This window comes from Actinoplanes sp. NBRC 101535 (assembly GCF_030269225.1).
GTDB classification, from domain to species: domain Bacteria; phylum Actinomycetota; class Actinomycetes; order Mycobacteriales; family Micromonosporaceae; genus Actinoplanes; species Actinoplanes rectilineatus.
Map to the genome: position 1 here is coordinate 1 of NZ_BSSY01000040.1, position 6,365 is coordinate 6,365.

A 6,365-nucleotide genomic window follows, 5' to 3' on the forward strand; every position below is an offset into this window, starting at 1 on the left:
AACTGAACCTCACACGACAAATCCCCATTCGATAAAGGATTGGTTCATGAACAACACCACGCTGCGTGACGTGGTCCTGCTCATCACCCGCGTCGCCGTGGGCGTCGTCTTCGTCGCCCACGGCTGGCAGAAGTTCAACGAATGGGGCCTCTCCGGCACCGGCGCGTCCTTCGACCAGATGGGCGTGCCGCTACCGACCGCGAGTGCCTGGTTCGCGGCGATCGTCGAACTGGTCGGCGGCGTCGCCCTCATCGCCGGGATCGCCGTGCCGGTGGTCGGTCTGCTGCTCGCACTGGACATGATCGGCGCGTTCCTGATCGTCCACATCTCCAACGGCGTCTTCGTCAGCGGCAACGGCTACGAACTGGTTCTCGCCCTGGCCTCTGCCACGGTCCTGTTCGCCGTCCTCGGCGGCGGCCGCTACAGCGTCGACCAGCTCATCGCACCCCGCCTGCCGCAGGGCCTGCGCCCGGCATTCAGCGCATAACACCGCCTGTCCGGCCCCCGCGAATCGCATCCGCGGGGGCCGTCCTGGTACCCGTACGGTGAACCGGTGGAGATGCGGCACCTGCGCTACTTCGTCGTGCTCGCCGAGGAGTGCCACTTCGGCCGCGCCGCCGAGCGGCTGCACATGGCTCAATCACCGCTGTCACATCAGATCCGGCAACTGGAGGACGAACTCGGCTTCGCGCTGTTCCACCGCACCACCCGCAAGGTCGCGCTGACCGCGGCCGGTGAACGCTATTTCGAGCGGGTTCGCGAACTGCTGCGCGGCATCGAGGTGGCCGGCGAGGAAGCGCGGCGGATCGCGGCCGGCGACACCGGGCACCTCGCAATCGGCTTCACCGGCTCGGCGACGTACGAACTGCTGCCGGTGCTGTCCCGGGATCTGCGCGCCGGCTTTCCCGGCATCGAACTCGACCTCAAGGGTGAGCTGCTGACACCCGACCAGGTCACCGCGCTGCTCAGCGGCGAACTCGATGTCGGCTTCCTGCGACCGCCGGTGCGCGACACGGGACTCGACGTGCACGTACTGCGCACCGAAGCGCTGATTGTGGCGCTGCCGGTCAGCCATCGCCTGGCCCACCAGCGCCGGGTCCGGCTGGAGGATCTGGCCTCCGACGCCTTCATCGCGTACCCCGCGCACGGCAGGTCGGTGGTGCACGATGTTGCCGTGGACGCGTGCCGGCACGCCGGTTTCGCGCCCCGCGTCGTCGAGGAGGTCGCCGAGACCTCGACGATCATCTCGTTCGTCGCGGCCGGCCTCGGGGTGGCGCTGGTACCCGCATCAGTCGCGAATCTGAAGGTCACTGGCGCCCGATATCGGCCTCTGGTCGACGACCCGGCACGAGTGGAGCTCGCCGTGGCGATCCGGGCCGAGAACCCGTCCCCTCTTGCGGTGAAGGTCCGTGACCGCGCGATTGAGATCGCGCACGTCTGAATCCAGCTGAACCAGGTCTTTCACACGTCGGCCCTCGGCGCGTAACACTGGCGGCATCACCGAAGTGACCGCCACCACAGGCGGCCGGCAACCGGGAGCGCCATGAAAATCAGTGCGATCGAGGCGATCCCCTATGCCATCCCGTACCGAAAGCCGCTGCGCTTCGCCAGCGGAGAGGTACACGTCGCCGAGCATGTGCTGGTCCGGATCATCACCGACGACGGCCTGGTCGGGACCGCCGAGGCACCGGCGCGCCCATTCACCTACGGGGAGACGCAGGCCTCCATCAAGACGGTCATCGACACCCTTTTCGCGCCGCAGATCAACGGCCTTTCACCGTACGATCGTGAGGTCGCCGCCACGCGGATGCATCGCACCGTCGGCAACCACACCGCCAAGGCCGCGATCGACATGGCGCTGTGGGACATCGTCGGACAGAGCGCCGGGATCTCGGTGACCGACCTGCTCGGTGGCTACGCCGACCGTGTCCGGGTAGCGCACATGCTCGGCTTCGACGAGCCCGCCGTCATGGTGGCCGAGGCCGAGCGAATGCGTTCCGCGTACGGAATCACGGCTTTCAAGGTGAAGGTCGGCCGCAGGCCGATCGAGCTGGACGTCGCCGTCTGCCGTGCGCTGCGCGATCGATTCGCCGACGTGACCCTCTACATCGACGGCAACCGGGGCTGGACGGCCGCCGAGTCGGCCCAGGCCCTCGACGCCATGGCCGATCTCGGGCTCAGCTTCGCCGAAGAGCTGTGTCCGGCCGACGACGTGATCGGCCGCCGGTGGCTCGCCGCGCGGGCCCGGATCCCGCTGTTCGCCGACGAGAGCGCCGCCCGGCCAGCCGAGATCACCCGCGAGGTCCTCGACGGCGGCATCACCGGGATCAGCATCAAGACCGCCCGCACCGGCTTCACCGGTTCGCTGCGGGTGCTCGGACTCTGTGAGGGACTCGGGGTCGACGTCGTCATCGGCAACCAGATCGACGGCCGGCTCGGCTCACTGTGCAGCGTCGCATTCGGCGCCGCCTTCGAACGCACCACCCGCCGGCCCGCCGAGGTGTCCAACTTCCTCGACATGTCCGACGACCTGCTCCAGACACCCCTTCTGATCGAGAACGGCGAACTCCGCGTCGCCGAGGCCCCCGGCCTCGGCGTCGAGATCGACGACGACAAGCTCGCGCGCTACCGCACGGACGGCTGACCCGCCACCCGGCGCCGTCTCCACGAAGGGACCCCCGACATGACCCAGGCCACCGCGGCGGCCACCGGTGCCGCCGCCACCGAACGCTTCAGCACCGACAAGGTCGTCACCGGCGACACTCCTCCGGAGCGGGTCAGCCTGCTCGCCCGGCAGATCCTCGAGGCCGTCTACGCCACCATCCGCGAACACCAGGTCACCTACGACGAATACGACGCCCTCAAAGCGTGGCTGATCCAGGTCGGCGCCGACGGCGAATGGCCGCTGTTCCTCGACGTCTTCGTCGAACACGTCGTCGAAGAGGTGGCGAACGCGAACCGCGAAGGCAGTAAAGGCACCATCGAAGGCCCGTTCTACGCACCGGGCGCGCCCGCCTTCGCCACCCCGGCCACTCTGCCGATGCGCCCGGACGAGAAGGGCACCCCGATGACCTTCCACGGCCAGGTACGCGCCGTGGACGGCACGCCGCTCGGCGGGGCACTCGTCGACATCTGGCACTGCGACGACGAGGGCTTCTACGCCCAGTTCGCCCCGGGCATCCCGGAGTGGAACCTGCGCGGGCGGGTCACCGCCGACGAGAGCGGCCACTTTACGATCCGCACCATCAAGCCGGCGCCGTACCAGATCCCCACCGACGGAGCCACCGGCGCGATCATCCGGGCCGCGAACTGGCACGCCTGGCGGCCGGCCCACCTGCACCTCAAGGTGTCCGCGCCCGGCCACCAGTTGATCACCACGCAGCTGTATTTCCCCGGCGACCCGCACAACGACGACGACATCGCCTCGGCGGTCAAACCGGAACTCATGCTCGACCCGAAGCCGATCGGCGACGGCGTCGACGTCGAGTACGACTTCATCCTCGACCCGGCCGCCTGATCAGCGATGCTGTTCGCCGTACACATGGAGGTCGGTCTGCCCACCGGCATGGACGCTGCCGAGCGCGCCGACCTCCTGAACAGGGAGAAGGCCTACTCCCTGGACCTGCAACGGGCCGGCGAGTGGGTCAGTATCTGGCGCATCACCGGCCGCTACGCCAACCTGTCGATCTTCGACGTGGCGTCCAACGACCGGCTGCACGAGATTCTCTGGAACCTGCCGCTGTTCCCCTATATGACCGTCGAGGTCACCCCACTGGCCCAGCACCCGTCGGACAAGGCTCTAACTCTGGAATGACGCCGCGGTCTCGGCGGTGTTCGCGATCGTGGCGATATTGGTCAGGGCGTAGCCGAGCGCGGCCTGCTGCCACTCGTCGCTGAGGCTCGAGGTCGCGTCGGAGACGATGGTGACCTCGTATCCGTGATCGGCGGCCTCCCGCACGGTGTGCTCGACCGCCATGTTCGTCCACGCCCCGGCCACCACCAGCTTGGTCACGCCCAGGTTGCGCAGCATGATGTCGAGGCTGGTGCCACCGAACGCGTTCATCCGGATCCGGTCGAGCACCACCTCACCGTCGACCGGGGTGAGCTCGTCCACGATCGCCGCACCCCAGCTACCGAGCTTGAACGTGTCCGGTGCCAGCATCCGGAAGATCGGAGCGTTCGCACCACCGAGCCCGGCGACCGGATGCACCACGATCCGGGTGTGGAACACCGGCACGCCAGCGCCGCGTGCGGCGCCGAGAACCGTGCCGACGTTGGCGATAACGTTCTGCGACGCGGCGTGCGCGGCGGCGCCGAACGACGCGTACGCGCCGTCGGCGTGCACCGTGTCGTTCTGCATGTCGATGATCAGCAGAGCGGTGGTCATGTTGTTGTCCTCTGTTCTGGGGAGGTGCTGAATTCGACGGCACCTAGGTTTTCAATCTCGGCCCGGTAGGTCACGCCGGGCGCGATCGTGACGGCATCGGTGACAGCGCCGGCGAGCACGACGGCACCGGGCCGCAGGTACCCGCCATGGCTGGACAGGTGGTTCGAGAGGTGGATCAGGGCTTGCAGCGGATGTCCCAGGATCGCGGCGCCGGTCGAGCTGGCCAGCACCCGGCTGTCGGCGGCGAAGACGCAGCGCAGGGCGGCGAGGTCGCCGGCAGCAGCCGGGTCGATCCAGTCGCCGATCACGAAAGCCGCCGCACTGGTGTTGTCCGCGACGACGTCGGGCAGCCGGAAACCGTAGGCGGCGTAGCGGGAGTCGATGATCTCCGCTGCGGCAGCGATGCCGTCGATCGCATCGGCGGCAGACGCCATGGTCAACGGCCTGTCCACGACGACACCGAGCCGGAACGCTATCTCCGGCTCGATGCGCGGCTGTGCGGTGCGGGCTAACAGATCGTAGTTGTGTCCGGCGGGCAGCCGCATGGCGTCGGTCAGGAAGCCTGCGATTGGCTGGTGGACCCCCATCGTGGCCTGCTTGGCGGCGCTGGTCAGGCCCATTTTGGCACCAACGATCCGCTCACCCTGAGCCACCCGCTGCACTCGGTCCGCATTCTGCGCCTGGTAGCCCCACCGTACGTCCAAGGTCGCGTCGGTGTCGGTGAAAGGCCGTCGGGGAATACGGGTCAGCCGGGCGGAACGCAAGTCGGCGGCGGCAGCGACCGGGGTCACTTCGGCCCTTCTTGCAGCCAATCCGCCAAGGCGCCAAGCGCTTCCGGGGCGATGCCGTGGCCGACCGGGTCTCGGCGGGCGGTACTCTGCGCACCGGAATCGCCCGTCACGTAATCCCAGGTGCGGTCGAGCAGCTCGCGCGGGATGACGGTGTCGTGCTCACCCTGCGCCACCAGGACCGGAACACCGGACAGCCGCTGTGGTGTCGTCGGCACACCGGCGTCGAAGGGCAGGGTGCCGTACAGGATCGCGGCGCCGGCGTAGCGGGCCGGGTCGTCGAGCAGCAGTCCGCCGGCGAAGGCCGCGCCACCGCTGAAGCCGACCAGAATCACCGGACGGCCTTCGGCTGCCACCCTGTCGAGCCACGCCCGGAACCAGTCCATGGTCGTGCGCAGGGAGGCGGGGATCGGGCGGCCGATGCCCCGGTTCGCGAACCAGGCGAAGCCGCCGCCCTCGGTAATCGGTGCGCGGACGGCCGCGTACGAAAGCTCGGGCGGAAGGTGCCCGCTCAGAGTGAGAATCTCGCGCTCGTGGGAGCCGCGACCGTGCAACAGAACCACCAGCGGCGCGGCAGGATCGGCGGATCCCGCCGTCGCCACCACCGGGGCGGTCATGCCTGAGCTCCTGCCGGCCCGGGAAGTATCCGGCCGGCCGTGCCGACGCCACTCCACTGGCGCACCTCGGCGGTCAGGTCGAGGTGGTCGACCGGTGCGCTGTTCTCGAATTCGCCCCAGCTCTCCCGGGGCAGCATCCACATGATCTCGAACTCGTTGCCGTCCGGGTCGGCGCCGTAGACGCTCTTGGTGGCGCCGTGGCTCGACTCGCCGCTGAACGCGCGCGCCTCTGCCAGGACCTTGCGGGCCTGCTCGAGCTCGTCGATCGTGTCGACCTGCCAGGCCAGGTGATAGAGGCCGATGCCACCGCGGCGCTTGGGTGGTGCGGAGGTCCCGACACCGAACAGGCCCAGGTCGTGGTGGTTGCCGGAGCGCGGCAGGCGCAGGAACGCGGCGTTCGCGCGGGGTTCGCGTGCCGCCACCACCATGCCGAACACGTCGGTGTAAAAGCGTTCGGCGCGGGGCAAGTCGGTGACGAACAGGACAGCGTGGTTGAGCCGGACCGGGCCGATACTCATGATCGTCTGCCTCTCTCGGTCGTGCTTCGGTCAGTCTTCGTTCGGGGCTTCAGTC

General features: G+C 68.7%; 9 protein-coding genes. 5 read left to right on the forward strand and 4 right to left on the reverse strand.

The genetic code is table 11. The features are described from left to right. The first annotated feature begins 46 nt into the window (after nucleotides 1–46). The 5 genes from QSK32_RS45190 (at nucleotide 47) to QSK32_RS45210 (ending at nucleotide 3,814) form a co-directional block, all read left to right on the forward strand. Nucleotides 47–487, forward strand: coding sequence for a DoxX family protein (locus QSK32_RS45190; RefSeq protein WP_285475543.1), 441 nt, complete (start codon nucleotides 47–49; stop codon nucleotides 485–487). 72 nt (nucleotides 488–559) lie between these two features. Beyond that, on the forward strand, nucleotides 560–1,441 hold the full coding sequence (locus QSK32_RS45195) for a LysR family transcriptional regulator (protein ID WP_285475551.1): 882 nt from the start codon (nucleotides 560–562) through the stop codon (nucleotides 1,439–1,441). A 102-nt stretch (nucleotides 1,442–1,543) separates the two neighbouring features. Beyond that, nucleotides 1,544–2,644, forward strand: coding sequence for a mandelate racemase/muconate lactonizing enzyme family protein (locus QSK32_RS45200; protein WP_285475544.1), 1,101 nt, complete (start codon nucleotides 1,544–1,546; stop codon nucleotides 2,642–2,644). Nucleotides 2,645–2,683: 39 nt separating this feature from the next. Continuing rightward, on the forward strand, nucleotides 2,684–3,517 hold the full coding sequence (gene catA / locus QSK32_RS45205) for a catechol 1,2-dioxygenase (RefSeq protein WP_285475545.1): 834 nt from the start codon (nucleotides 2,684–2,686) through the stop codon (nucleotides 3,515–3,517). 6 nt (nucleotides 3,518–3,523) lie between these two features. Next, a complete protein-coding gene (locus tag QSK32_RS45210; RefSeq protein ID WP_285475546.1) occupies nucleotides 3,524–3,814 on the forward strand; it encodes a muconolactone Delta-isomerase in 291 nt (96 codons plus the stop codon). On the opposite strand, the gene QSK32_RS45215 is transcribed toward QSK32_RS45210, so the two are convergent. Genes QSK32_RS45215 through QSK32_RS45230 form a run of 4 tightly spaced genes read right to left on the reverse strand, consistent with a single transcriptional unit; the run spans nucleotide 3,800 to nucleotide 6,310 of the window. After that, the gene (locus QSK32_RS45215; RefSeq protein WP_285475547.1) at nucleotides 3,800–4,387 is read right to left on the reverse strand and encodes a cysteine hydrolase family protein; all 588 of its coding nucleotides are present in this window, start codon (nucleotides 4,385–4,387) and stop codon (nucleotides 3,800–3,802) included. The genes QSK32_RS45210 and QSK32_RS45215 overlap by 15 nt on opposite strands. Further along, nucleotides 4,384–5,178: a 2-keto-4-pentenoate hydratase gene (locus QSK32_RS45220; protein ID WP_285475548.1), complete on the reverse strand. Its 795-nt coding sequence runs from the start codon at nucleotides 5,176–5,178 to the stop codon at nucleotides 4,384–4,386. The genes QSK32_RS45215 and QSK32_RS45220 overlap by 4 nt, the downstream gene beginning before the upstream one ends. Beyond that, nucleotides 5,175–5,792: an alpha/beta hydrolase gene (locus tag QSK32_RS45225; RefSeq protein ID WP_285475549.1), complete on the reverse strand. Its 618-nt coding sequence runs from the start codon at nucleotides 5,790–5,792 to the stop codon at nucleotides 5,175–5,177. Before QSK32_RS45225 ends, QSK32_RS45220 begins: the two co-directional genes overlap by 4 nt. Beyond that, entirely contained in the window at nucleotides 5,789–6,310 is a 522-nt protein-coding gene (locus QSK32_RS45230; protein WP_285475550.1) for a VOC family protein, read from the reverse strand. Before QSK32_RS45230 ends, QSK32_RS45225 begins: the two co-directional genes overlap by 4 nt. Nucleotides 6,311–6,365: the final 55 nt, after the last annotated feature.

Coding starts and splice junctions, on each gene's coding strand:
- QSK32_RS45190 (WP_285475543.1), top strand. CDS start 47: ATGAACAACACCACGCTGCGTGACGTGGTCCTGCTCATCACCCGCGTC.
- QSK32_RS45195 (WP_285475551.1), top strand. CDS start 560: ATGCGGCACCTGCGCTACTTCGTCGTGCTCGCCGAGGAGTGCCACTTC.
- QSK32_RS45200 (WP_285475544.1), top strand. CDS start 1,544: ATGAAAATCAGTGCGATCGAGGCGATCCCCTATGCCATCCCGTACCGA.
- catA (WP_285475545.1), top strand. CDS start 2,684: ATGACCCAGGCCACCGCGGCGGCCACCGGTGCCGCCGCCACCGAACGC.
- QSK32_RS45210 (WP_285475546.1), top strand. CDS start 3,524: ATGCTGTTCGCCGTACACATGGAGGTCGGTCTGCCCACCGGCATGGAC.
- QSK32_RS45215 (WP_285475547.1), bottom strand. CDS start 4,387: ATGACCACCGCTCTGCTGATCATCGACATGCAGAACGACACGGTGCAC.
- QSK32_RS45225 (WP_285475549.1), bottom strand. CDS start 5,792: ATGACCGCCCCGGTGGTGGCGACGGCGGGATCCGCCGATCCTGCCGCG.
- QSK32_RS45230 (WP_285475550.1), bottom strand. CDS start 6,310: ATGAGTATCGGCCCGGTCCGGCTCAACCACGCTGTCCTGTTCGTCACC.